The following is a 23,244-nucleotide window of genomic DNA, read 5'->3' as shown; positions in this document are numbered from 1 at the left end:
TGCTCCTGGCAGTGCTGTTCCTGGCCGTGCTCGCGTGAGTGCTCCTAGGGGTGCGACAACTGACCCGCACCGCCACGTCGCCGTATGCGTTCCTCGCTCCGCGCCTCCGTGCGTGCCTGCCGACGGGCCCGGCGCCGCTCGCGCCGCAACTGCCGTGCCGTGCTGCTCGGCACCGACACCACGCCGTGCCGCTGATTCCACACCTGGCGCGTCACCCATACGTCCAGGACCCCCCACGTGGCGACCACGGTGCTGGCCACGCTGCTGAGCACCATCGGGAAGGACAGCCAGGATCCGGCCAGGGCGCACAGGAACGCCGTCATCGCCTGTATCAGCGTCAGCGCCACGATGATCACGGCTCGCACCGCGGCCGTACGCACCGGATCGGGCAGGCGGCGTCTGCGCGCCGGCTCCTCGATCCACAACTCCCTGCGCTCCTCACCGGACCGACGCCCGGATGCCTCGTGCTCATCCCCGGTCGTCCTCCGGCGCTCTGCCGTGCCCATCAACTCGTCACTCCCCCGGTGCCCTCGGGCCGTTCGCTGAGACGTCGGCGGACCCGACTCTCCACTGGCTGCCCGGAATACGCAGCTTTACGCCACCTGGTGGCGGCATGCGGGCCTCTGGTGCCCGCTGTCCCCAACTCCCGTACTGAAAGACGAATGAGAGGTCCGGAAGATTCCCGCGAGGTTCCAAGAAGCGAAGAGATCCGGCCAACTGGATGGATGTGCAAGGGGGACTGTGCCGAGTGGCATGTGCCACACGCGGGATGCAATCTCCCGAATTGGAGGGACAACTGGGGACGCCCCTTTCCGGTCACGGCTGAAATCCATCCGGACGTGCCTTCGAGTTGCTCCTGGGTCAGTAGTAGGCTCACGCCGTTTGTTGACGTACATGTGTGCCCCTGGCCATAGCGCGGCCGCAGGGGGTCGATCTGGGGGAGGCCATGCGCTTTCGCGGGAAGTCCATCCGCCGGAAGATCGTGGCATTGCTGCTGGTGCCGCTCATTTCCCTGACCGCGATGTGGGGTTTTGCCACGTATCTCACCGGTCAGTCGGCCAAGGACCTCATCGACGTCTCCAATGTCGTCGACAAGATCGGCTACCCGATCGAGGACACCGCCCGAGTCGTCCAGCAGGAACGCCGCCAGACCCTCGTCTATCTCGCCGACCCCCGCGCCTCCGACGCGCTCGCGGCCCTGCGCCGCAGCCGCACGGCCACCGACGACATGGTCGCCAAGGTCGTGGACAACGCGGCGCACCCGGACGTGCGGGACGAGGTCACCGGACAGTCGGCGGACCGGCTCGCCTCCCTCCTCGACTCCTTCGAGGGCCTTGAGTCGCTGCGCCGCACGGTCGAAGAAGGCACGATCAGCCGCTCGGGCGCGCTGGAGATGTACACGAAGCTGATCGACCCCTGCTACGGCTTCCTGATGACCCTCCACGGTCTCGACGACGTGACGATGGACCAGCAGGGCCGGGCACTCGTCGGCGTGAGTCGTGCACGTGAACTCCTCTCCCGAGAGGACGCGCTGCTCGGGTCCGCACTGGTCGCGCGCCGCGTCACCAAGGCCGAGATCCGGCAGATCTCCGATCTCCGGGCCCAGCGCACGCTGTTGTACGAGGTCAACCTCGCGCAGCTGCCGGAGGACGAGCGCGCCGGATACGAGCGGTACTGGAACGGCGCCGAGACGACAGAGCTGAGGGCCGCCGAGAAGGCCGTCGTCGAATCCTCGTCCGGCACGCCGCGCGCCGTCACGTCGGCGCGCTGGGACGCCGCTTCGGGCAAGGCGCTCAAGGATCTCGCCGAGCGCGACAAGGCGGCGGGAGACCGCTACCAGGACCGCGTCGAGCCGGTGGCGGTCGGCGTGATCGTGCGGGTCGTCGTCGCGGGCGTGTTCGGTCTGCTCGCGCTGCTGTTCTCGGTCTTCATGTCCGTACGCATCGGCAGCAGCCTCATCCGTGACCTGCGCCGACTGCGCCTGGAGGCCCATGAGGCCTCCGGTGTCCGGCTGCCCGGCGTGCTGCGCCGCCTGGCGGCGGGCGAACAGGTCGACGTGGAGACCGAGGCGCCGCGCCTGACGTACGAGAAGGACGAGGTCGGGCAGGTCGGCCAGGCCCTCAACACCCTCCAGCGCGCCGCGGTCGAGGCCACCGTCAAACAGGCCGACCTGCGCCGCGGCGTCTCCGAGGTGTTCGTCAACCTCGCCCGCCGCAGCCAGGTGCTCCTGCACAAGCAGCTCACCCTGCTCGACACGATGGAGCGCAGGACCGAGGACACCGACGAACTCGCCGACCTCTTCCGCCTGGACCACCTCACCACCCGTATGCGGCGGCACGCCGAGGGTCTCGTCATCCTCTCCGGCGCCGCCCCCTCCCGCCAGTGGCGCAAGCCCGTCCAGCTCATGGACGTCGTCCGCGCGGCCGTCGCCGAGGTCGAGGACTACGAACGCATCGAGGTGCGCCGCCTGCCGCGCATCGCCGTCACCGGGCCCGCGGTCGCCGACCTCACCCACCTGATGGCCGAACTCCTGGAGAACGCCACGGTGTTCTCGCCCCCGCACACCGCGGTGCAGGTCCTCGGGGAGCACGTCGCCAACGGCTTCACCCTGGAGATCCACGACCGGGGCCTAGGCATGGCGGCCGACGCGCTCCTGGACGCCAACCTCCGTCTCGCCGAGACACCGGAGTTCGAACTCTCCGACACCGACCGCCTGGGCCTCTTCGTAGTGAGCCGTCTCGCCCAGCGCCAGCGCGTACGCGTCTCCTTGCAGCCCTCTCCGTACGGCGGGACCACCGCCGTCGTGTTCATCCCCGAGACGCTGCTCACGGACGACGTCCCGGACACGAACGGCATCGGGTTCCGTCTGGACCGGCCGCAGCCCAAGGAAGCCCTGGGCCGCGACGCCGCGGGCGACAAGCAGGCGGCGCTCGGCCAGGTGCCGGTGCAGCTCCCGGGTCTTCCCGCGTCCCTCCTCGACGGTCCCGTCGAGCTGGAGGCACCGGTCGGCATGGCGGGCCTCGACCCCTTCCCGGGCGGGCTCGGCGACCTCGGCGACGACGACAGCGAGCGCGGCGGTCTCTTCCGCCCGCGCCGCCGCACGGCCGGGCTCCAGGGGGACGAACAGCACCAGCAGGCCCGCGACGAGCGGGAGACGGGCGAACGCGAGCCCACCCGCACCGGCGACCTGCCCTCCCGCGCCAGCGGCAACGGCGGTGGCAACGGACGGATCTTCGACGGTTCAGCCGGCGAAGCGGCACCCGGAGACCCCGTGGACCTGCCCCGCCGCCGCACCCCGAAGCTGGTCTCCTCGCACGGCCGCCCCGTGACGCACAACAGGCCGCGAGGCGCGGCGGAGGACGACGAAGCGGCTCCGCAGCGCCCCGAGCGCTCCCAGGCCCCGGTGGGCCGCCCCCAGGGCGGCGCCGTGGACCGGGACCGCGGCAACAGCCGTCCCGCGGCCGAGCCCATCGACCTGCCGCGCCGCCCCGAGGCCCAGTCCGCCTGGCCCGACCTCTCGCCGCCGCACCGCGACGTGACCGCGGCCGACACCCCGCCGGACCTCCCACGGCGCAGCCGGCGTACGGAGTCCCCGCGTGCAGAGGCTCCTCGTACGGAGACCGAGCCCCGCGTCGGCCAGGCGCCGGCGCCCACCACCGCCCCCGGCGGACTGCCCCGGCGTGTCCGCCAGGCCAATCTCGCCCCACAGTTGAAGGACGGACCGGACCAGCGCACGGAGCGCGACTCGACACCGGCCACGACCAGGCCGGAAGAGCGCGACGCCGACGAGGTACGCAGCCGGATGGCTTCGCTCCAGCGTGGCTGGCGGCGCGGCCGTGAAGAGAACGCCGCGGGCGAAGACGCCTTGGACGGCACAGCACCAGGAACGACATCTGAGGGGGACGGTCGATGACCGCACCGAAGGCCGACGCACGTACCGCCGCATCCGGGTCAACGGGAGAGCTGAACTGGCTCCTGGACGACCTGGTGCAGCGGGTCGCCAGCATCCGCAAGGCGCTCGTGCTCTCCGGCGACGGCCTGCCCACCGGCGTATCGCAGGATCTGACCAGGGAGGACAGCGAGCACCTCGCGGCTGTCGCCTCGGGCTTCCACAGCCTCGCCAAGGGCGTGGGACGCCACTTCGAGGCGGGCAGGGTCCGTCAGACCGTGGTCGAACTCGACGACGCCTTCCTGTTCGTCACGGCCGCGGGCGACGGCAGCTGTCTCGCCGTCCTCTCGGACGCGGACTCCGACGTAGGTCTGGTCGCCTACGAAATGACGCTGCTGGTCAAGAGGGTGGGTGTGCATCTGGGTACGGCGCCGCGCACCGACCTGCCCACGGGAGGGTAGCGGGAGGGTATGAGCGAAGACGGTCAAGGGACACAGGGGACGCCTCGCTGGTTCGACGACGACGCCGGGCCCGTGGTGCGGCCGTACGCCATGACGCGCGGCCGGACCACCAGTCCGGCCCAGCACCGCCTCGATCTGATCGCGGTCGTCATCGCGGAGGCCCGCGCCGGCGACCCCGAGGCGGACCGGACGCTGTCCCCGGAGCACGTGGACATCGTCGGGCTCTGCCGTGACAGCCCCCAGTCGGTCGCCGAACTGGCGGCCGAACTGGACCTCCCCATCGGCGTGATCCGCGTACTCATCGGCGATCTCGTCGACGACGAACTGGTGCACGTGACACGTCCCGTACCCCCCGCGGAACTGCCGGACGAGAGTATTCTGCGCGACGTGATCAACGGCCTCCGGGCGCTCTGAACAGCGCGGAAGCGGGGAGAGACGTGACTGGCTGGCAGTTCTGGGTCGACAGGGGCGGCACCTTCACGGACATCGTCGCGCGGCGTCCCGACGGGCGCCTGCTCACGCACAAGCTCCTGTCGGACAACCCGTCCCGGTACGCCGACGCGGCCGTCGCGGGCATCCGCGAACTCCTGGGCGCCGCCGCACCAGGCGGCTCCGGCGTCCCCGAGGACAGTGACGGTGCGGACGCTCCCATCGACGCCGTCCGCATGGGCACCACCGTCGCCACCAACGCCCTCCTGGAGCGCAAGGGCGAGCCCACCGCCCTGGTGATCACCCGCGGCTTCGGCGACGCCCTGCGCATCGCCTACCAGAACCGCCCGCACATCTTCGCCCGCGAGATCGTCCTGCCGGAGCTCCTGTACGACCGGGTCATCGAGGCGGACGAGCGGGTCACCGCCGAGGGCGAGGTCTTACGGGCACCCGACCTGGAGCAGCTCGCGGGCCCGCTGCGCCAGGCCTACGAAGACGGCATCCGGGCCGTCGCGGTGGTCTGTATGCACAGCCATCTGTACCCCGCCCATGAGCGGGCGATCGCCGAACTGGCCCTTCGCACCGGCTTCCCGCAGGTCTCACTCTCCAGTGAGGTCAGCCCGCTGATGAAGCTGGTCCCGCGCGGCGACACGGCCGTGGTCGACGCCTACCTGTCGCCCGTCCTGCACCGCTATGTCCAGCACATCGCCGAGGAGCTCCGCGGCGTGCGGCTGATGTTCATGCAGTCGAACGGCGGTCTCACCGAAGCGGGCCAGTTCCGCGGCAAGGACGCGATCCTGTCCGGGCCCGCGGGCGGCATCGTCGGCATGGCCCGGATGTCGCACCGCGCGGGCTTCGACCGTGTCATCGGCTTCGACATGGGCGGCACCTCCACGGACGTGTCGCACTACGCGGGCGAGTACGAGCGGGTGTTCACCACGCAGCTCGCGGGCGTACGGCTGCGCGCGCCGATGCTGGACATCCACACCGTCGCGGCGGGCGGCGGCTCCGTGCTGCACTTCGACGGCAGCCGCTACCGCGTGGGCCCCGACTCGGCGGGCGCCGCTCCGGGCCCGGCGAGCTACAGGGGCGGCGGCCCGCTGACGGTCACCGACGCCAACGTCGCCCTCGGACGCATCCAGCCCGCCCACTTTCCGCGGGTGTTCGGCCCTGGAGGCGACCAGCCCCTCGACGGGACACTCGTACGCGACCGCTTCGCCGACCTCGCCCGCGACATCACGGAGCAGACCGGCGACGACCGCACTCCGGAACAGGTCGCCGAGGGCTATCTGCGGATCGCCGTCGCCAACATCGCGGCCGCCGTCAAGCGCATCTCGGTCCAGAAGGGCCACGACGTCACCCGCTACGCGCTCACGACGTTCGGCGGCGCGGGCGGCCAGCACGCCTGCATGGTCGCCGACTCGCTGGGCATCCGCACCGTCCTCGTACCGCCCATGGCCGGAGTGCTCTCCGCGCTCGGCATCGGCCTCGCCGACACCACCGCGATGCGCGAGCAGTCCGTGGAGGTCCGCCTCGAACCGTCCGCGATGCCCCGCGTCCTGAAGACCGCCGACGACCTGGAGGAAGCGGCCCGCGCCGAACTCCTCGCCGAGGACGTGCCCGAGGACCGCATCCGCGTCACCCGCCGCGCCCAGCTTCGCTACGACGGCACCGACACCACGCTCACCGTCGAGCTCACGGAGCCGGACGGCATGATCCGCGTCTTCGAGGACCGCCACCGCACCACCTACTCCTTCACCCTGGACCGCCCTGTCGTCGTCGAAGCCCTCTCCGTGGAGGCCACCGGCCTGACCGAGCAGCCCGACCTCTCCGACCTCCGCGGGCCCGCCGATGACGCACGCCGAGGCGCGCCGCGGACCGTCAGCCTGCACACGGGCGGCGCCTGGCGCGACGTGCCGCTGCACCGCCGCGAGGCACTGCCGCCCGGCGAGCGCGTCGACGGGCCCGCGATCATCACCGAGGCCGGCGCCACGACGGTCGTGGACGACGGCTGGCAGGCGGCCATGACACGCGAGGGACACCTGGTCATGGAACGTGTGGCGGTGCCCGAGGGTTCCGCCGCGAGCACCGCGGCCGACCCCGTCCTCCTGGAAGTCTTCAACAACCTCTTCATGTCGATCGCCGAACAGATGGGCGCCCGCCTGGAGTCCACGGCCCAGTCGGTCAACATCAAGGAGCGGCTCGACTTCTCCTGCGCCCTCTTCGACCCGGACGGCCACCTCGTCGCCAACGCCCCGCACATCCCCGTGCACCTGGGCTCGATGGGCACCAGCGTGAAAGAGGTGATCCAGCGTCGCGGCAGCGACATGCGCCCCGGGGACACCTACGCGGTCAACGACCCCTACCACGGCGGGACCCACCTCCCGGACGTCACCGTCATCACGCCGGTGTTCGACACCGAGGGGGAGCACAGGACCCCGGGGGAGCGGATCCTCTTCTACGTGGCCTCGCGCGGGCACCACGCCGAGATCGGCGGCATCGCCCCCGGCTCCATGCCGGCGAACAGCCGCACCATCGAGGAGGAAGGCATCCTCTTCGACAACTGGCTCCTCGTGGAGGGCGGCCGCTTCCGCGAGGCCGAGACCCTGGGCCTGCTCACCGACGCCCCGTACCCCTCCCGCAACCCGGCCACCAACCTCGCCGACCTGCGCGCCCAGATCGCCGCCAACCAGAAGGGCGTCGACGAAGTCGCGCGCATGATCGAGAACTTCGGGCTCGACGTCGTCCAGGCCTACATGAGGCACGTGCAGGACAACGCCGAAGAAGCGGTACGCCGTGTCATCGACGTCCTCGAAGAGGGCGAGTTCGCCTACCCGACCGACTCGGGGGCCGTCATCAGGGTCCGCGTCTCGGTGGACCGCGAAGCCCGTTCGGCGACCATCGACTTCACCGGTACGTCGCCCCAGCTCGGCACGAACTTCAACGCGCCCTTCGCGGTGGTCAACGCAGCGGTCCTGTACGTCTTCCGCACCCTGGTGGCCGAGGACATCCCGCTCAACGACGGCTGCCTGCGACCGTTGCGCATCATCGTGCCGCCGGGCTCCCTGCTCGCACCCGAGCCACCGGCGGCCGTCGTCGCCGGGAACGTCGAGACCTCACAGGCGATCACCGGCGCCCTCTACGGAGCCCTGGGCGTCCAGGCCGAGGGCTCCGGGACGATGAACAACGTCACCTTCGGGAACGACCGCCACCAGTACTACGAGACGGTGGCCTCGGGATCCGGGGCGGGCGACGGCTTCGACGGGGCGTCCGTGGTCCAGACCCACATGACCAACTCCCGGCTCACCGACCCCGAAGTCCTCGAGTGGCGCCTGCCCGTGCTTCTGGAGGAGTTCGCGGTGCGCGCGGGCAGCGGCGGCGCGGGCACGTGGCGCGGCGGTGACGGGGCCGTGCGCCGCATCCGCTTCCGGGAGCCGATGACGCTCTCCACGCTCTCGCAGCACCGCGGAGTGGCGCCGTACGGCATGGCGGGCGGCAGCCCCGGAGCGCTCGGCACAGGCCGCGTGGAGCGTGCGGACGGCAGCGTCCAGGAGCTGGACGGCAGCGACTTCGCGGACGCGGGCCCCGGCGACGTACTCGTGATCGAAACCCCGGGCGGCGGCGGATACGGTCCGGCCCCGAACGACACCACTGGCCCCAGCGACACCACTGGCCCTAGCGAAACCACTGATCCAGGAGAAGCGAGCGATGATCTTCAAGCGTTCTGAGCGCGGCAAGGCCCCCGTGGAGCCGGTGACGCTGAAGATCCTGGTGGCGGGCGGCTTCGGCGTGGGCAAGACGACCCTCGTCGGCGCCGTCAGCGAGATCAAACCGCTGCGCACCGAGGAACTGCTCAGCGAGGCGGGCCGCCCCGTCGACGACACCAGCGGCGTCTCGGGCAAGCACACCACCACCGTCGCCATGGACTTCGGGCGTATCACGCTCCGCGAGGACCTGGTCCTCTACGTCTTCGGCACCCCGGGCCAGGACCGCTTCTGGTTCCTCTGGGACGAGCTGGCCACCGGAGCGCTCGGCGCCGTGGTCCTCGCCGACACCCGCCGCCTGGAGGACTGCTTCGCGGCCGTCGACTACTTCGAGCGCCGCTCCATACCCTTCGTCGTCGGCGTCAACTGCTTCGAGGGCGCCTCCCGTTACCCCGCCGACGCCGTGCGCCAGGCGCTCGACCTCGATCCCGTCGTCCCCGTGGTGATGTGCGACGCGCGCGAGCGCCAGTCCGTCAAGGAAGTGCTCATCGGAGTGGTCCAGCACGCGATGGCGACCGCCGCCGCGGCCAGGGAGCCCGCCACCACGTGAGCGGGTGAGGACAGACAGAGCCGCGGCCCGTACCCCCACCGACCGGGGTACGGGCCGCGGTCACCCTCGGCTCGGAACCCGGCTCAGCCCGCGCCGTCCTCCTGCCAGCCGAAGCTCCGCTCCACCGCCTTGTGCCAGTTGTTGTACTCCCGTTCGCGGGCCTCCGCGTCCATCGCAGGCGACCACTCGACGTCCTGCTGCCAGTGCGCCTTCAGCTCGTCGAGGTCGTTCCACACGCCGGTCGCGAGACCGGCCGCGTACGCGGCGCCCAGACACGTCGTCTCGGAGACCTTCGGCCGGATCACCGGCACCCCCAGGACATCCGCCTGATGCTGCATCAGCAGATTGTTCTTGGTCATGCCGCCGTCCACCTTCAGGGTCCGCAGCTGCACCCCCGAGTCCTGGTACATGGCGTCGACGACCTCGCGGGTCTGCCAGCTCGTCGCCTCCAGGACGGCACGTGCCAGGTGCGCCTTGGTCACGTACCGGGTGAGTCCGGTGACGACGCCGCGCGCGTCCGAGCGCCAGTAGGGCGCGAAGAGACCGGAGAACGCGGGCACGATGTACGCGCCGCCGTTGTCCTCCACGCTCGCGGCCAGGGGCTCGATCTCGTCGGCGCTGCGGATGATGCCGAGCTGGTCGCGGAACCACTGCACCAGCGCGCCGGTGATCGCGATCGCACCTTCGAGGCAGTAGACCGGCGCATCGGAGCCGATCTTGTAGCCCATCGTGGTGAGCAGCCCGTGCTTCGAGGGGACGGGCCGGTTACCGGTGTTGAGCAACAAGAAGCTGCCGGTTCCGTACGTGTTCTTGGCCGTCCCCGTTTCGTAGCAGGCCTGCCCGAAGATGGCCGCCTGCTGGTCGCCCAGGGCGGAGGCGACCGGCACACCGGAGAGCTGTCCGACCGCCGTTCCGTAGCACTCCGCCGATGACCTGATCTCCGGCAGGATCGCCTCGGGGACGTTCATCGCGGACAGGATCGACCGGTCCCATTGGAGGGTGGCGAGGTTCATCAGCATGGTGCGCCCGGCGTTGGTGACGTCCGTGACGTGTACGCCGCCGTCCGTGCCGCCGGTGAGGTTCCAGATCAGCCAGGAGTCGATCGTGCCGAAGGCTATCTCGCCGCGCTCGGCGCGGGCCCGCAGGCCGGGCACGTTGTCGAGCAGCCAGGCCGCCTTGGGCCCGGAGAAGTAGCTCGCGAGGGGCAGCCCGGTCTGCTCCCGGAACCTGTCCTGGCCGTCCGCGCCGCCCAGTTCGTTGCAGAGCGCCGACGTCCGGGTGTCCTGCCAGACGATCGCGTTGTGCACGGGCTTGCCCGTGGCGCGGTCCCACAGGACCGTCGTCTCGCGCTGGTTGGTGATGCCGAGCGCGCTGAGCTGGTCGGCACGCAGACCGGCCTTGGCGAGGGCTCCCGCGACGACGGCCTGCACCTTGGACCAGATCTCGGTGGCGTCGTGCTCCACCCAGCCCGGCTTCGGGAAGATCTGGCGGTGCTCGCGCTGGTCGACGGCGACGATCTCGCCCGCGTGGTTGAAGATGATGCAGCGGCTTGAGGTGGTGCCCTGATCTATGGCGGCTACGAACTTCTCGGAGTTGTCCGGCATGGCTACCCCTTGAGTCAGAAGGCTACGTTGTAGATGAGGCCTGCGAGCGCTCCGCCGATCAGGGGCCCGGCCACGGGGATCCAGGCGTAACTCCAGTCGGACGTGCCCTTGTTCGGGATCGGCAGGAACGTATGCACGATGCGCGGGCCCAGGTCACGGGCCGGGTTGATGGCATAGCCGGTGGGCCCGCCGAGCGAGAGGCCGATGCCGACGACCAGGAACGCCACGATCAGTGTCTGCGTACCGGACTCGCCGAGTCCCTCGGTGAGCCCGAACGACAGGATGGGCAGCACCAGAGCGATGGTCGCGATGACCTCCGTAACGATGTTGGCGACCGGGTTACGGATCTCCGGGATGGTCGAGAAGATGCCCAGCGTCGGCGTCGGCTCGTGCGCGCTGGTCAGCTTGTCCTTGGCGCTCCCGGAGACGTTGGCGTTGAACTGCGCGTAGTACACGAGGTACGCGAGGACGGCGCCGAGCATCGCGCCGACCATCTGCCCGAGCAGGTAGATCCAGACCTTGCCCCACTCGCCGGTGTCGATCGCGATGCCGAGCGTGACGGCCGGGTTGAGGTGACCACCGGAGAGGGGGCCCGCGGTGTACGCGCCCGCGAGCACACCGAAGCCCCATCCGAAGGCGATGACGACCCACCCGGAGGCTTTCGCCTTCGAATGGTTCAAGGTGACGGCGGCGCATACGCCGGCGCCGAAGAGAATCAGGATCGCGGTGCCGATGATCTCACCGACGAAGATGTCCCCATTCGAGTACATGGCGGCTCCTAGGGCCTCGCCCGGGGCGGTGGCCCCGGTACTCCGTGCTGGGTGCGTTCCACGACTACTGCCTGGCTGCGCCCGACTTCAGCCGAAGGCAGGGGTGTCCCGCGCCCCGCCCGGCTTCCATGGCGAGCGTGCCGTCGCAGTCGAATCGCCCAGAGGGGGATGACCCGCTGAACAGGCCCTTCGTGCAGACCCTTCGCGCGTACAGGGGCCCTGAATGGCGCGGAGCCGAAGTGCGGCGATGCCGACTGACACCGGAAGTGTTCACCGGTGGTGATGGAGCGTCAAGGTCGCGGACGGCAACGGTTAACCGGCGTGAGCGCTTCCTCCGCGGCGCACCCCCGGTCGCCACCCGTGCCGGCCTCCGAGGCCTGGTGCCGGCGCTCAGCGCACGGCGACGACCGACGACCCGTGCCCGAAGAGGCCTTGGTTCGCGGTGATCCCCGCGCGCGCCCCCGCCACCTGACGCGCCCCGGCCGTACCCCTCAACTGCCAGGTGAGCTCGCACACTTGGGCAATGGCCTGCGCCGGAACGGCCTCCCCGAAGGAAGCGAGCCCGCCGCTGGGGTTGACCGGTATGCGCCCGCCCGGGGAGGTCGCCCCCTCCCGCAGCAGTTTGGCCCCCTCTCCCTCGCCGCAGAGTCCCAGGTCCTCGTACCACTGGAGCTCGAGCGCGGTGGAGAGGTCGTAGACCTCCGCGAAGGAGAGCTCTTCGGGTCCGATGCCTGCCTCTTCGTACGCGGCACGCGCGATGGAGGCGCGGAACGTCCCGTCGGCCGGCGCCACGGCCGCGGCGGAGTCCGTCGCGATGTCGGGCAGGTCGAGGGCGGTGGTCGGATACGTCGGCGTCACCGTGGACACGGCGCGGATGCGCACCGGCTCCGTCGCGCCGTGGCGCCGCGCGAACTCCATGCTGCAGAGCACGAGCGCGGCTGCGCCGTCGGAGGTCGCGCAGATGTCGAGCAGCCGCAAGGGGTCGGCGACGACGGCCGACGCGGCCACTTCGTCGGCGGTGACGGGCTTTCGGTAGCGTGCGTTCGGATTGAGCGCTCCCGATGCCGCGTTCTTCACCTTGACCTGCGCGAAGTCCTCCAGGGTGTCGCCGTGCACGGCCATCCTGCGGCGGGCGTACAGACCGAAGTACGTGGGGTTGGTGGCGCCCAGGACGCGGAAGCGCAGCCAGTCCGGGTCGTCGTGCCGGTCGCCTCCCGCGGGCCGGAAGAACCCCTTGGGCGCGGCGTCTGCCCCGACCACCAGGACGACGTCGGCGAGGCCCGCGAGGATCTGCGTACGTGCGGTGTTGATCGCCTGTGCTCCGGAGGCGCACGCCGCGTACACGCTCGCGACCCGCGCGCCCTGCCAGCCAAGCGCCTTGGCGAAGGTCGCCCCGGCCACGTACCCGGGATACCCGCCGCGCACCGTGTCCGCGCCGACGATCGAGCCCACGTCGCGCCAGTCCACCCCGGCGTCGGCGAGCGCCGCGCGGGCCGCCGCTGTCCCGTACTCGATGAAGCTCCGGCCCCACTTGCCCCACGGGTGCATGCCCGCACCGAGCACCGCCACCTCGCTGCTCATGCGCCCACCCCCACAGGCCGCCAGTGCCACGTCGTCCACGTCGTCGCCGGATCCCCGTCGCTCCCGTCGGTCTCGTCCAGCACGCCCGGGACGACCTCCACCTCCATGCCGACCTCCAGGTCGGCGGTGGTGACCCCCGGAACCGACTGGCCGAGCACCACCATGCGCTCCGCTTCCAGCTCCACTGCGATCAACGCGTAGGGCTGCCAGGGAAGTTCCGGATCGGACACGTAGGGCGCGGGTGGTCGGTAGCGGCTGTCCGTGTACGACCAGATACGGCCGCGCGGGGAGAGCGGCACCTCGTCGAGGTCACCGCCCGAGCATCCGGGATTGCGGCAGAAGCCGTCCTCGCGGGGGAAGAAGACACTGGCGCAGGCAGAGCAGCGCGTGCCCAGAAGGCGGAAGTTGTCTCCCTCCCCGGCGAACCATCCGGCCACCACGGGAGTACGCGTACGCGACAAGGCTCCTCCACGACACTGGATCTGACGGAACGTCAGAAGTGTGCCACGGGCAACCGGATCGCGTCAGTAGCGCGGCACCGGCTACTTCCCGCCCAGCGATCGGCGCGACACGGGGAAGTCGAAGAAGGTGTCGGGGAAGAGCTCGGGCTTGTACGTGAAGTGCCACCACTCCTCGGGAAGGTTGACGAAACCGGCCTTGGTCAGCGCGCCCCGCAGCAGATCGCGGTTGGCGCGCTGCTTCCCGGTGATCCGGGGATCGTCCGTGTGGGAGAGGGTGTCGAAGCAGTCGAATCCCGTCCCCATGTCCACGGAGTTGTCCGGGAACCGCTCGGCCTTGGGCCCGAAGCAGGGCTTGAGCTTCTCGCCGGGGACGTACGGACGCGTCGGCAGCGCGGGCAGCTTCACGACCGTCAGATCGAGCGTCGAACCGCGGCTGTGCCCGGACTTCGCCGCGATGTAACCGTCCTCGAACAACCGCGACTTGTCGACATGGGGATAGAACTCCGGCTTCATGCGTACGTCGCCGAGATCCTCGGCCCAGCGCACGAACTGGTCGACCGCACGCTGCGGCCGGTAACAGTCGTACACCTTCAGGGAGTAGCCCTTGCGCAACAAGGCGCGCTGGGCCTTGTGCAGCGCCTTCGCCGCGGGCTCCGTGAGGATGCACATCGGCTTCTTGTACCCGTCGACGGGCTCACCCACGAAGTTGTGCGGCGTGAAGTAGCGCATCTCCTGGATGATCGTCGGGTCGACGTCGCGCAACGCGACGAACTCCTCGGGGGCCTTGGGCTCGGGCTCGGCATGGGCGGGCGCGGGTGCGGCGGCCACGGCCACGAGAGCGGTGGCGGCGACGGCGAGATTCCGCAGAGCGGGGGCAAGTCCTGTCATGACCCCTGCATCTATCAGGATCCGGTCCCGGAGGGAAAGACCGTCACCGGAGTGATCGGATACAGTCCGCGGCGTGTCCGCATCCCAGCACCACGCCAACCCCGCCCCCGGCTCCCACTGTTCGAGCTGTGGAGCACCCTACGGGGAGCACCTTTCCGCCTGGCCCCGCACCTGCGCCGCCTGCGGCACGGTGGCCTACCGCAATCCGCTGCCCGTGGCGGTCGCCGTGCAGCCCGTGTACGACGCCAAGGGCACCGCCCTGGTCGTCGTGACCCGGACCATCGCCCCCGCGCGCGGGGGAGTGGCCCTGCCCGGAGGGTTCATCGACGACCGGGAGGACTGGCGGGACGCCGTCGTACGCGAGCTCAAGGAAGAGACCGGCATCAGCGCGGCCGCCCGCGACGTCCGCCTCGCGGAGGCGCTCAGCGCGCCCGACGGATACCTGCTGCTCTTCGGTCTGCTCCCCGACCGTCCGGCGGCCGAGCTGCCGGACCCCGCCGCCACGGACGAGACCGAGGGCTGGCACCTGCTGTACCGCCCGGCCGAACTGGCCTTCCCCCTGCACACGCTGGCGGTGCACGGCTTCTTCGAAGGGCGCTACATCTGAGGGCGCTCCATCTGAGGCCGGGCGAGCCCCCGCACCGTCACCCGCAGCCCGGCCTCACCCGCGGCCTGCCCGGCGTCCTCGGTGTCCCGGCCGTCCCGCTCGACCACCACACGCCCCCCGGCCCAGCGCGCGGTGAACCGCTCGATCTCCGGCTGCTCCCACCCGTCACCCGCGTCCCTGACCACCAGGCCGCCTCCCGTGCGCCCCGGAGAAGGCGCCCACACCTCCAGCTCGAGCCCGCCGTCGGCGCCCCGCACCGGTAACACCGCGCCGGCCCGCGCCAGCACCGGGATCCGGGACAGCGGCGCCTCGATGAGCACACGGGCTGGCCCCTCGTACGCCTTGCCGGTCGCCGTGTCGTACCAACGGCCCGGCGGCAGCTGCACCGTACGGCGAACGGCTCCCGGCTCGAAGACGGGCGCCACGAGCAGACAGTCCCCGAGCAGGAACGCGTCCTCGCAGTCACGCAGCGCACGGTCCTCCGGATTGCCCCACCACAAGGGCCGCACATACGGCGTACCCGTACGCCGCGCCAGATGCGCGAGCGTCACGAAGTACGGCAGCAGCCGCCGGCGTTCGACGAGCGCCACGCGCGCGTGCTCCAGCACATCGGGACCGAACTCCCAGGGCTCCCTGCGCCCGGCCCGCAGCGCCGCGTGCGTACGGAACAGCGGCAGATACGACCCGAGCTGGAACCACCGCAGATACAGCTCCGGCGAGGGGCTGCCGTCGAAGCCGCCCACATCAGGACCCGAGTACGGCACACCGCACAACCCCAGGCCGAGGACCAGCGACAGGGACGCCCGCAAGCCCGGCCACCCCGTGGCCACATCCCCGGACCACGTCCCTCCGTAGCGCTGCATTCCCGCCCACCCGGAGCGCGAGAAGAGGAACGGCCGCTCCTGGGGATGCAGCTCGCTCAGCCCCTCGTACCCGGCGCGGGCCATGGCGAGGCCGTACACGTTGTGCGCCTCACGGTGATCGCCGCCGCGCCCCTCCAGGGCGTGCCGGGCGGAACGGGGCAGCGTCGGCTCCCCGAAGGCGGCGAAGGACACCGGCTCGTTCATGTCGTGCCAGAAACCCGCGAACCCCTGGGCGAGCCGCTCCTTGTAGAGGCCGCCCCACCACGCCCGCACCCGTGCGTCCGTGAAATCCGGGTACACCGCCTCGCCCGGCCAGACGACCCCGTGCACCGTCCGCCCCGCCGCATCCCGCACGAAGGCGTCCGTCGCCCGGCCGCTGTCGTAGACCTCGTTGCCCGGCTCGGCCTTCACCGCGGGATCCACGATCGACACCAGCCGCACGCCGTCGCCGAGCAACTCGTCGGCCAGCTGGGGCAAGTGAGGATAGGTCTCCTTGTCGACGGTGAACACCTGGTGCGCTTCGTAGTGATCGATGTCCAGATGGACGGCGTCCAGCGGCAGCCCCCGCTCCCGGTAGCCCGCGACGATCCGCCGCACCTCTTGCTCACCGCCGAAGCCCCACCGCGCGTGATGATGCCCCAGCGCCCAGGAAGGAGGCAGCGCGGGCGGCCCGGTGAGCGTGGCCCAGGTGTGCAGCACGCGCGCGGGGGTGCCCACGATGACCCAGCACCGCAGCGGCCCACCGTCCATGCGCACCTCGCACGCACCCGCCCTGTCGTGCCCGGACCCCGCACCCTCCTCGCCCTCGCGCACCACCACGCTGCCGTCCCACGTGTTGTCGTGGAACACCAGATGACAGCCGACATCGGCCACCACCAGCTGCACCGGCATGGTGATGTACAAAGGGCCGTCATTGGGCCCGAACGAACGCCCCGGATCCGTGTTCCACAGGCGGTAGGTCCCGTTCCGCAGCCGGGGCCCCCGTGCGCGCCCCCCGAGCCCGAAGAACCGCGCGTCCGCCGCCACTTGCGCGCGCTGCAGCCAGTGCCCCGCGCCCCCGCCGACCGGCTCCCACCAGCGCGGCGGCAGATCTCGGCGGAGCATCAGACCGCCGGGCGTCCGCAGCTCCACGGCGCCGTGCCGCGAGACGACCACCGTCGCCCGCTCCGACACCACACGCCAGCCGCCCTCCTTGTCCGGTTCCAGGACGGCCCGCGGATCCGCCTCGGGGCTCCCGCTGACGAGCGCGTACGAAGGATCGGGCTCCGCACCGTCCCAGCCCCAGAAGATCGCCCCGCCCGTCGTGACCCGCACCCGCAGCTCGGAACGGGCGAACCGCACCACCCCGCCCCCCGGCCCCGGCTCCACCCCCGTCACCGGCCCTGGCACCCGCGCGCGCTCGACGCCCCGGGGAGCGAGCCCGACCGCGTCCACCCGCTGCCTACGCCAAGAGGACCGCACCGCACGCAACCCCTGCGCCGTACCGACCAAGCTGACCGCCTTCATCGAACGCACCAGGTCACGACCGTTCATGCTGCTCACCCTGCCACCGAAGAAGCCGCCTGTGTGGATCGTTCAACTGCCGTTCACCTGGGGTGACGGCACATAGTCGCCACGCCGACTGTGTGAGGCACACCCTGGTGCCGCAATCGATCACGTGGCATCGTCCCTGTCAGCCGTGTCGCGCGCACAAACCAGCACGCGCGCACCACACACGCATACGACGCGTACAGCCCGGGAGCCGCCCCATGTCCTCAGCGAACCCCTCACCGCTCTGGCAGCCCGACCAGGAACGGATCGCCGCCGCGCAGATCACGCGGTTCCAGGCGTGGGCCGCAGAGCACCACGGAGCACCCGCCGACGGCGGCTACGCGGCACTGCACCGCTGGTCCGTGGACGAGCTGGACACGTTCTGGAAATCGGTCACCGACTGGTTCGACGTGCGGTTCTCGACGCCCTACGCGCGCGTACTGGGCGACCGCTCGATGCCGGGCGCCGAATGGTTCCCCGGAGCTACGCTCAACTACGCCGAGCACGCACTGCGCGCCGCGGAGGACCCCGCGCGCGCGGGCGACCCGGCACTCCTCCATGTTGACGAGACCCACGAGCCGACCACCGTGACCTGGGGCGAACTGCGCCGCCAAGTGGGCTCGCTTGCCGCGGAGCTGCGCACACTCGGCGTGCGCCCCGGCGACCGCGTCAGCGGCTACGTCCCGAACATCCCGCAGGCCGTAGTCGCCCTCCTGGCCACTGCGGCCGTCGGCGCCGTCTGGACCTCCTGCGCCCCCGACTTCGGCGCCCGCAGCGTCCTCGACCGCTTCCAGCAGGTCGAACCGGTCGTCCTCTTCACCGTCGACGGCTACCGCTACGGCGGCAAGGAACACGACCGCCGCGACGCCGTCGCCGAACTGCGCCGCGAACTGCCCACCCTGCGCGCCGTCGTCCACATCCCGCTCCTCGGCACCGAAGCCCCCGAGGGCGCCCTGGAATGGGACGCCCTCACCGCAGCGGACACGGCCCCCGTCTTCGAACCGGTCCCCTTCGACCACCCCCTGTGGGTGCTCTACTCCTCCGGCACGACCGGCCTGCCCAAGGCCATCGTCCAGTCGCAGGGCGGCATCCTGGTCGAACACCTCAAGCAGCTCGGACTGCACTGCGACCTGGGCCCCGAGGACCGCTTCTTCTGGTACACGTCCACCGGCTGGATGATGTGGAACTTCCTCGTCTCCGGTCTCCTCACCGGCACCACGATCGTCCTCTACGACGGCAGCCCCGGCTATCCCGACACCGGCGCCCAGTGGCGCATCGCCGAACGCACGAAGGCCACCCTCTTCGGCACATCGGCGGCGTACGTCATGGCCTGCCGCAAGGCGGACGTGCACCCGGCCCGCGACTTCGACCTCTCGGCCGTCAAGTGCGTCGCCACCACCGGCTCACCGCTGCCGCCCGACGGATTCCGCTGGCTGCACGACGAGTTCGAGGACACCCCCGGCGGCCTGTGGATGGCCTCCGTCAGCGGCGGCACGGACGTCTGCTCCTGCTTCGCCGGAGCCGTGCCCACCCTGCCCGTCCACATCGGCGAGCTCCAGGCCCCCGGACTGGGCACGGACCTGCAAGCCTGGGACCCCCAGGGCAAGCCCCTCATCGGCGAGGTCGGCGAGCTCGTGGTCACCAACCCCATGCCGTCCATGCCCATCCACTTCTGGAACGACCCGGACGGCAGCCGCTACCACGACAGCTACTTCGACACCTACCCCGGCGTCTGGCGCCACGGCGACTGGATCACCGTGACCTCGCACGGCTCGGTCGTCATCCACGGCCGCTCCGACTCCACGCTCAACCGCCAGGGCGTACGCATGGGCTCCGCCGACATCTACGAAGCCGTCGAACGGCTCCCCGAGATCCGCGAATCCCTCGTCATCGGGGTCGAACAGCCCGACGGCGGCTACTGGATGCCCCTCTTCATCCACCTCGCCCCCGGCGCCACCCTCGACGACGGCCTGCGCGACCGCATCAAGCAGACGATCCGGGCCCAGCTGTCCCCGCGCCACGTCCCCGACGAGGTCATCGAAGTCCCCGCCATCCCGCACACCCTCACCGGCAAGCGCATCGAGGTCCCGGTCAAGCGACTGCTCCAAGGCACCGCGCTGGACAAGGCGGTCAACCCTGGATCGGTGGACAACCTCGACCTGCTCCGCTTCTACGAGGACCTGGCCCGCCAGCGCTCCTGATCCCCGCCCGGCCGCCGTTGTCAGTGCCCCCAGTTACTCTGAGTGAGCATTGATCGACGGACCGCAGGGGGAATCATGGCTCGCACTCAGCACACCACCATGCGACGCGCACTACGCCGCGAAGTCGCCGGAACCATCGGCCTGTTGGCCGACGAGGACGACTTCGCGGCGATGCGCCGCTACCGCACCTTCACCTTCGACGACCACAAGACCTACCTCCGCCAGGCCGAAGGCCTCCTCAGGTCCCTCGCGTCCGACGGCGGGCACACCACCATCGCGCTCTTCGACCCCGAGGAGTACGAGGAGTACTGCGCCGAGGCCGGCCTGGACCCCGACGCCCCGGCCAGCCGCACCCGCTTCACCGCGGAACTGGCCGCCACCGGACCCACCGTGCCGTACGACGGCCAGCCCCTCTCCGATCTGCTCCCCGACCTGGTCGACGAAGCGGTCCGCCGCGCCACCTGGGAGTACGCGACGATGCTCCTGGCCCGCCTCGGCGCCTGCGCGGTCTGCGGCGAGGACATCGGCCGCGCCGCCTTCAGCCGGGCCGCCGACCTGGTCGTCCAGCTCCTCGACACCTCCGGCCCCGGCACCCGCCACCTCGTCTGCAGCGTGCCCGCCGCCCCCGAGACACTCCTCGCGGCACTGCACGCTGCACAGGACAACGAAGGCCACGCGGAACTCGACGAGACCGAAGCCCTGGAGTTCACCACGGTCCTCGCGGTCGGGATCGCCACCCACAGCGCCGCGGGCCTGGTCATGCGCACCACCGAGGACAGCAGGCCCGACCGCGTCCAGGGCTGGCGACTGCACGGCGAGCGACTGCTACCCCTCACCGCGGCCGAAGTCTTCGACGCCTACTGCACCGACGCGGTGTCAGGAGACCTGGTCGCACCCGAATCCGGCGTCGACTACTGCGCCGCACCAGCCATCGGCGACGACGGGCCCGCAGGAGGACACCGGCACTGAACGCCGAGGGGCGCCCCACCCGTTACGGATGGAGCGCCCCTCACACACCTGGTTCCGGCTACTCGCCGGACAGAACCGCCTGCACGGCCTTCCGGGCTTCCTCGGCGCTGTCCGCGGCACGCGCCGCAGCCGCCGCACGCTCGCACTGGGCCAGCGTGTACTTGCCCAGCGTCGCCCGCACATAGGGAATGGACGCCGCACCCATCGACAAGGAGGTGACGCCGAGACCGGTCAGCACACACGCGAGCAGCGGGTCGGACGCCGCCTCGCCACACACACCACAGCTCTTGCCCTCGGCCCTGGCCGCGTCGGCGGACAGCGCGACCAGGTCGAGCAGCGCGGGCTGCCACGGGTCCTGGAGCCGGGACACCGCGCCCACCTGACGGTCGGCCGCAAAGGCGTACTGCGCGAGGTCGTTGGTGCCCAGCGAGAGGAACTCGACCTCCTGGAGGATCGAGCGCGCCCGCAGCGCTGCCGACGGAATCTCCACCATGGCACCGAACTTGGCCTGCAGCCCCGCCTCGCGGCACGCGTCGGCGAACGCCTTGGCGTCGATGCGGTCGGCGACCATCGGCGCCATGACCTCGAGGTAGACCGGCAGCCCTTCGACGGCCTTGGCCAGCGCCGTCAGCTGCGTACGCAGCACATCGGGGTGCTCCAGCAGCGACCGAAGACCGCGCACGCCGAGCGCCGGGTTCGGCTCGTCGGCGGGCGTCAGGAAGTCGAGCGGCTTGTCGGCACCGGCGTCCAGCACCCGCACGACGACGCGACCCTCGGGGAAGGCCTCGAGCACCTTGCGGTACGCCTCGACCTGCTTCTCCTCCGACGGCGCCTTGGTGCTGTCGTCAAGGAAGAGGAACTCGGTGCGGAAGAGACCGACACCCTCGGCCCCGGCCTCCAACGCGGCCGGCACGTCCGCCGGACCGCCGACGTTGGCGAGCAGCGGAACCTTGTGCCCGTCCGAGGTGGCACCGGGACCGGTCGAAGCGGCGAGCGCCGCCTTGCGCGCGGCAGCCGAGGCCTCGAGCTGCGCACGCTTCTCCGCACTCGGCTCGACGAAGATCTCACCGGTGCTGCCGTCCACGGCGACAACCGTGCCCTCGGCCAGCTCACCCGCACCCGGCAGGGCGACGATGGCGGGCACACCCAGCGCCCGCGCGAGGATCGCGCTGTGACTGGTCGGCCCACCCTCCTCGGTGACGAAACCGAGCACCAGCGCGGGGTCGAGCAGAGCGGTGTCCGCCGGCGCGAGGTCGCGCGCGATCAGGACGTAGGGCTCGTCGCTGTCCGGGACACCGGGCATCGGAACGCCGAGAAGCCGGGCGACGATACGATTCCGCACGTCATCGAGGTCGGCGACGCGACCGGCCATGTACTTGCCGGCGCCCGCGAGCAGCTCGCGGTAGTGGGAGAACGCGTCGTAGATCGCGCGCTCCGCCGAACTGCCGACGGTGACGCGTCGATCGACGTCGGCCATGAGCTCGGGGTCCTGGGCGATCATGGCCTGCGCCTCGAGCACGTGCTGTGCCTCGCCACCCGCCAGATTGCCGCGCGCATTGAGATCGGCAGCCACAGCTTCGACCGCTTGGCGAGCGCGCCCCTGTTCGCGCTCTGCTTCCTCCGCGGGAATCTGCTTGGCCGGCGGCTCGAGCACCGCCGTCCCCATGTGCCGAACTTCGCCGATCGCCACCCCGTGGCTCACGCCGACGCCTCGCAGCGTTGTCTCCATTTCACCCGTCTCCGATTGAGCGACGGGCCCAGCCGCCGCGGTGGATGTCCTAGCTGCCGTCAGGGACGGCGATGACGTCACTTCCAGCTGAAGAGAGCGTCGCCAGCCTTTACGTCGCCATCCTCCACGAGGCCGGAGAGGGACTCGGCAGTGGCCTCGAGTGCCACGATCGGGCAGACCGGAGACTTGCCGGCCGCCTCGACGGCCGCCGGGTCCCAGCGCACGATGGACTGGCCGCGCTGCACGGTGTCCCCCTTGTTGACGAGCAGCTCGAAGCCCTCGCCGTTGAGCTGGACGGTGTCGATGCCCAAGTGCGTCAGTACACCGTGTCCTTCGTCGTCCACGACGACGAAGGCATGGGGGTGGAGCGAGACGACGATGCCGTCGACGGGGGCGATAGCCTCGGAGGGCTCGCGTACGGGGTCGATGGCGGTGCCAGGTCCGACCATCGCGCCGGAGAAGACGGGATCCGGTACTGCAGAGAGCCCAATGGCGCGTCCGGCAAGCGGGGACGTCACGCTGGTCATGGCAAGCCTCCCAGGGGGTGGAGATTCGTAGCCGTCGTCACTACCTGTCCTGGACGACGCACTGTTCAGAAGGGTAAGTCATAAAAAGTCCCGGTTCCGCGCGAGAGGTCCCGGATGACTGAGTAGGGGCACTGCACAAACGATTTGCGCCCGCCCAACGCCCCATGTACAGTCGGTCTCCTGCCTGAGGCAAGCGACGCGGTCAAGCGTCCGGACTCGGCGGCATCTATCAAGTCAGATCCTAATCCCTGGGTCAGCTTCTGCGTGCTCGCAGATGAGTGGTCAGGGAGTCGAAAAAGACCTGATAGAGTTTGGAACACAACGAAGGAAGCGCCCGGAGGAAAGCCCGAGAGGGTGAGTACAAAGGAAGCGTCCGTTCCTTGAGAACTCAACAGCGTGCCAAAAGTCAACGCCAGATATG

17 protein-coding genes are annotated in these 23,244 nt (G+C 70.7%); 8 read left to right on the top strand and 9 right to left on the bottom strand.

What is annotated here, in order from left to right:
* Positions 1-44: 44 nt before the first annotated feature.
* Positions 45-506: a hypothetical protein gene (locus tag ACFUPX_RS32495; protein WP_383330841.1), complete on the bottom strand. Its 462-nt coding sequence runs from the start codon at positions 504-506 to the stop codon at positions 45-47.
* A 440-nt stretch (positions 507-946) separates the two neighbouring features.
* Between ACFUPX_RS32495 and ACFUPX_RS32490 the strand changes: the two genes are divergently transcribed.
* From ACFUPX_RS32490 to ACFUPX_RS32470, 5 genes are read left to right on the top strand one after another with little or no spacing between them, the layout of a single operon-like run.
* On the top strand, positions 947-3,913 hold the full coding sequence (locus ACFUPX_RS32490) for a nitrate- and nitrite sensing domain-containing protein (RefSeq protein ID WP_383330838.1): 2,967 nt from the start codon (positions 947-949) through the stop codon (positions 3,911-3,913).
* Complete coding sequence (locus ACFUPX_RS32485) at positions 3,910-4,350, top strand: roadblock/LC7 domain-containing protein (RefSeq protein WP_383330835.1); 441 nt, start codon at positions 3,910-3,912, stop codon at positions 4,348-4,350. Before ACFUPX_RS32490 ends, ACFUPX_RS32485 begins: the two co-directional genes overlap by 4 nt.
* Before the next feature lie 9 nt (positions 4,351-4,359).
* Positions 4,360-4,764: a DUF742 domain-containing protein gene (locus tag ACFUPX_RS32480; protein ID WP_361192081.1), complete on the top strand. Its 405-nt coding sequence runs from the start codon at positions 4,360-4,362 to the stop codon at positions 4,762-4,764.
* 23 nt (positions 4,765-4,787) lie between these two features.
* Complete coding sequence (locus tag ACFUPX_RS32475) at positions 4,788-8,507, top strand: hydantoinase B/oxoprolinase family protein (protein ID WP_383330831.1); 3,720 nt, start codon at positions 4,788-4,790, stop codon at positions 8,505-8,507.
* Positions 8,488-9,093: an ATP/GTP-binding protein gene (locus ACFUPX_RS32470; protein ID WP_383330828.1), complete on the top strand. Its 606-nt coding sequence runs from the start codon at positions 8,488-8,490 to the stop codon at positions 9,091-9,093. The genes ACFUPX_RS32475 and ACFUPX_RS32470 overlap by 20 nt, the downstream gene beginning before the upstream one ends.
* A gap of 83 nt (positions 9,094-9,176) precedes the next feature.
* Here ACFUPX_RS32470 and glpK read toward each other — a convergent pair whose 3' ends face one another.
* From glpK to ACFUPX_RS32445, 5 genes are all read right to left on the bottom strand, one after another.
* Positions 9,177-10,697, bottom strand: a complete 1,521-nt coding sequence (gene glpK / locus ACFUPX_RS32465; RefSeq protein WP_383330825.1) for a glycerol kinase GlpK — start codon at positions 10,695-10,697, stop codon at positions 9,177-9,179.
* A 14-nt stretch (positions 10,698-10,711) separates the two neighbouring features.
* Entirely contained in the window at positions 10,712-11,467 is a 756-nt protein-coding gene (locus tag ACFUPX_RS32460) for an MIP/aquaporin family protein (RefSeq protein WP_383330822.1), read from the bottom strand.
* A gap of 390 nt (positions 11,468-11,857) precedes the next feature.
* Positions 11,858-13,048, bottom strand: coding sequence for a lipid-transfer protein (locus tag ACFUPX_RS32455; RefSeq protein ID WP_383330819.1), 1,191 nt, complete (start codon positions 13,046-13,048; stop codon positions 11,858-11,860).
* A complete protein-coding gene (locus ACFUPX_RS32450; RefSeq protein ID WP_383330911.1) occupies positions 13,045-13,488 on the bottom strand; it encodes a Zn-ribbon domain-containing OB-fold protein in 444 nt (147 codons plus the stop codon). Before ACFUPX_RS32450 ends, ACFUPX_RS32455 begins: the two co-directional genes overlap by 4 nt.
* Positions 13,489-13,590: 102 nt before the next feature.
* A complete protein-coding gene (locus ACFUPX_RS32445; RefSeq protein WP_383330816.1) occupies positions 13,591-14,397 on the bottom strand; it encodes a M15 family metallopeptidase in 807 nt (268 codons plus the stop codon).
* Between the two features lie 73 nt (positions 14,398-14,470).
* Between ACFUPX_RS32445 and ACFUPX_RS32440 the strand changes: the two genes are divergently transcribed.
* The gene (locus ACFUPX_RS32440) at positions 14,471-15,004 is read left to right on the top strand and encodes an NUDIX domain-containing protein (RefSeq protein WP_383330813.1); all 534 of its coding nucleotides are present in this window, start codon (positions 14,471-14,473) and stop codon (positions 15,002-15,004) included.
* Here ACFUPX_RS32440 and ACFUPX_RS32435 read toward each other — a convergent pair.
* A complete protein-coding gene (locus ACFUPX_RS32435; protein WP_383330810.1) occupies positions 14,995-17,400 on the bottom strand; it encodes a glycoside hydrolase family 31 protein in 2,406 nt (801 codons plus the stop codon). The two genes, ACFUPX_RS32440 and ACFUPX_RS32435, sit on opposite strands and share 10 nt — an antisense overlap.
* 215 nt (positions 17,401-17,615) lie before the next feature.
* Here ACFUPX_RS32435 and ACFUPX_RS32430 point away from each other — a divergent pair, with 215 nt between their 5' ends.
* Complete coding sequence (locus tag ACFUPX_RS32430; protein ID WP_383330807.1) at positions 17,616-19,598, top strand: acetoacetate--CoA ligase; 1,983 nt, start codon at positions 17,616-17,618, stop codon at positions 19,596-19,598.
* Positions 19,599-19,673: 75 nt separating this feature from the next.
* Positions 19,674-20,567, top strand: a complete 894-nt coding sequence (locus ACFUPX_RS32425) for a hypothetical protein (RefSeq protein WP_383330804.1) — start codon at positions 19,674-19,676, stop codon at positions 20,565-20,567.
* Positions 20,568-20,625: 58 nt separating this feature from the next.
* Here ACFUPX_RS32425 and ptsP read toward each other — a convergent pair whose 3' ends face one another.
* Together ptsP and ACFUPX_RS32415 are read right to left on the bottom strand one after the other, a co-directional pair.
* Positions 20,626-22,296, bottom strand: a complete 1,671-nt coding sequence (ptsP, locus tag ACFUPX_RS32420) for a phosphoenolpyruvate--protein phosphotransferase (protein ID WP_383330801.1) — start codon at positions 22,294-22,296, stop codon at positions 20,626-20,628.
* Between the two features lie 77 nt (positions 22,297-22,373).
* Complete coding sequence (locus ACFUPX_RS32415) at positions 22,374-22,823, bottom strand: PTS glucose transporter subunit IIA (RefSeq protein WP_383330798.1); 450 nt, start codon at positions 22,821-22,823, stop codon at positions 22,374-22,376.
* Positions 22,824-23,244: the final 421 nt, after the last annotated feature.

The organism is Streptomyces sp. NPDC057302, from assembly GCF_042667685.1.
In the GTDB taxonomy this organism is placed as follows: Bacteria; Actinomycetota; Actinomycetes; order Streptomycetales; family Streptomycetaceae; genus Streptomyces.
This window is presented reverse-complemented; position numbering and strand designations above follow the sequence as displayed.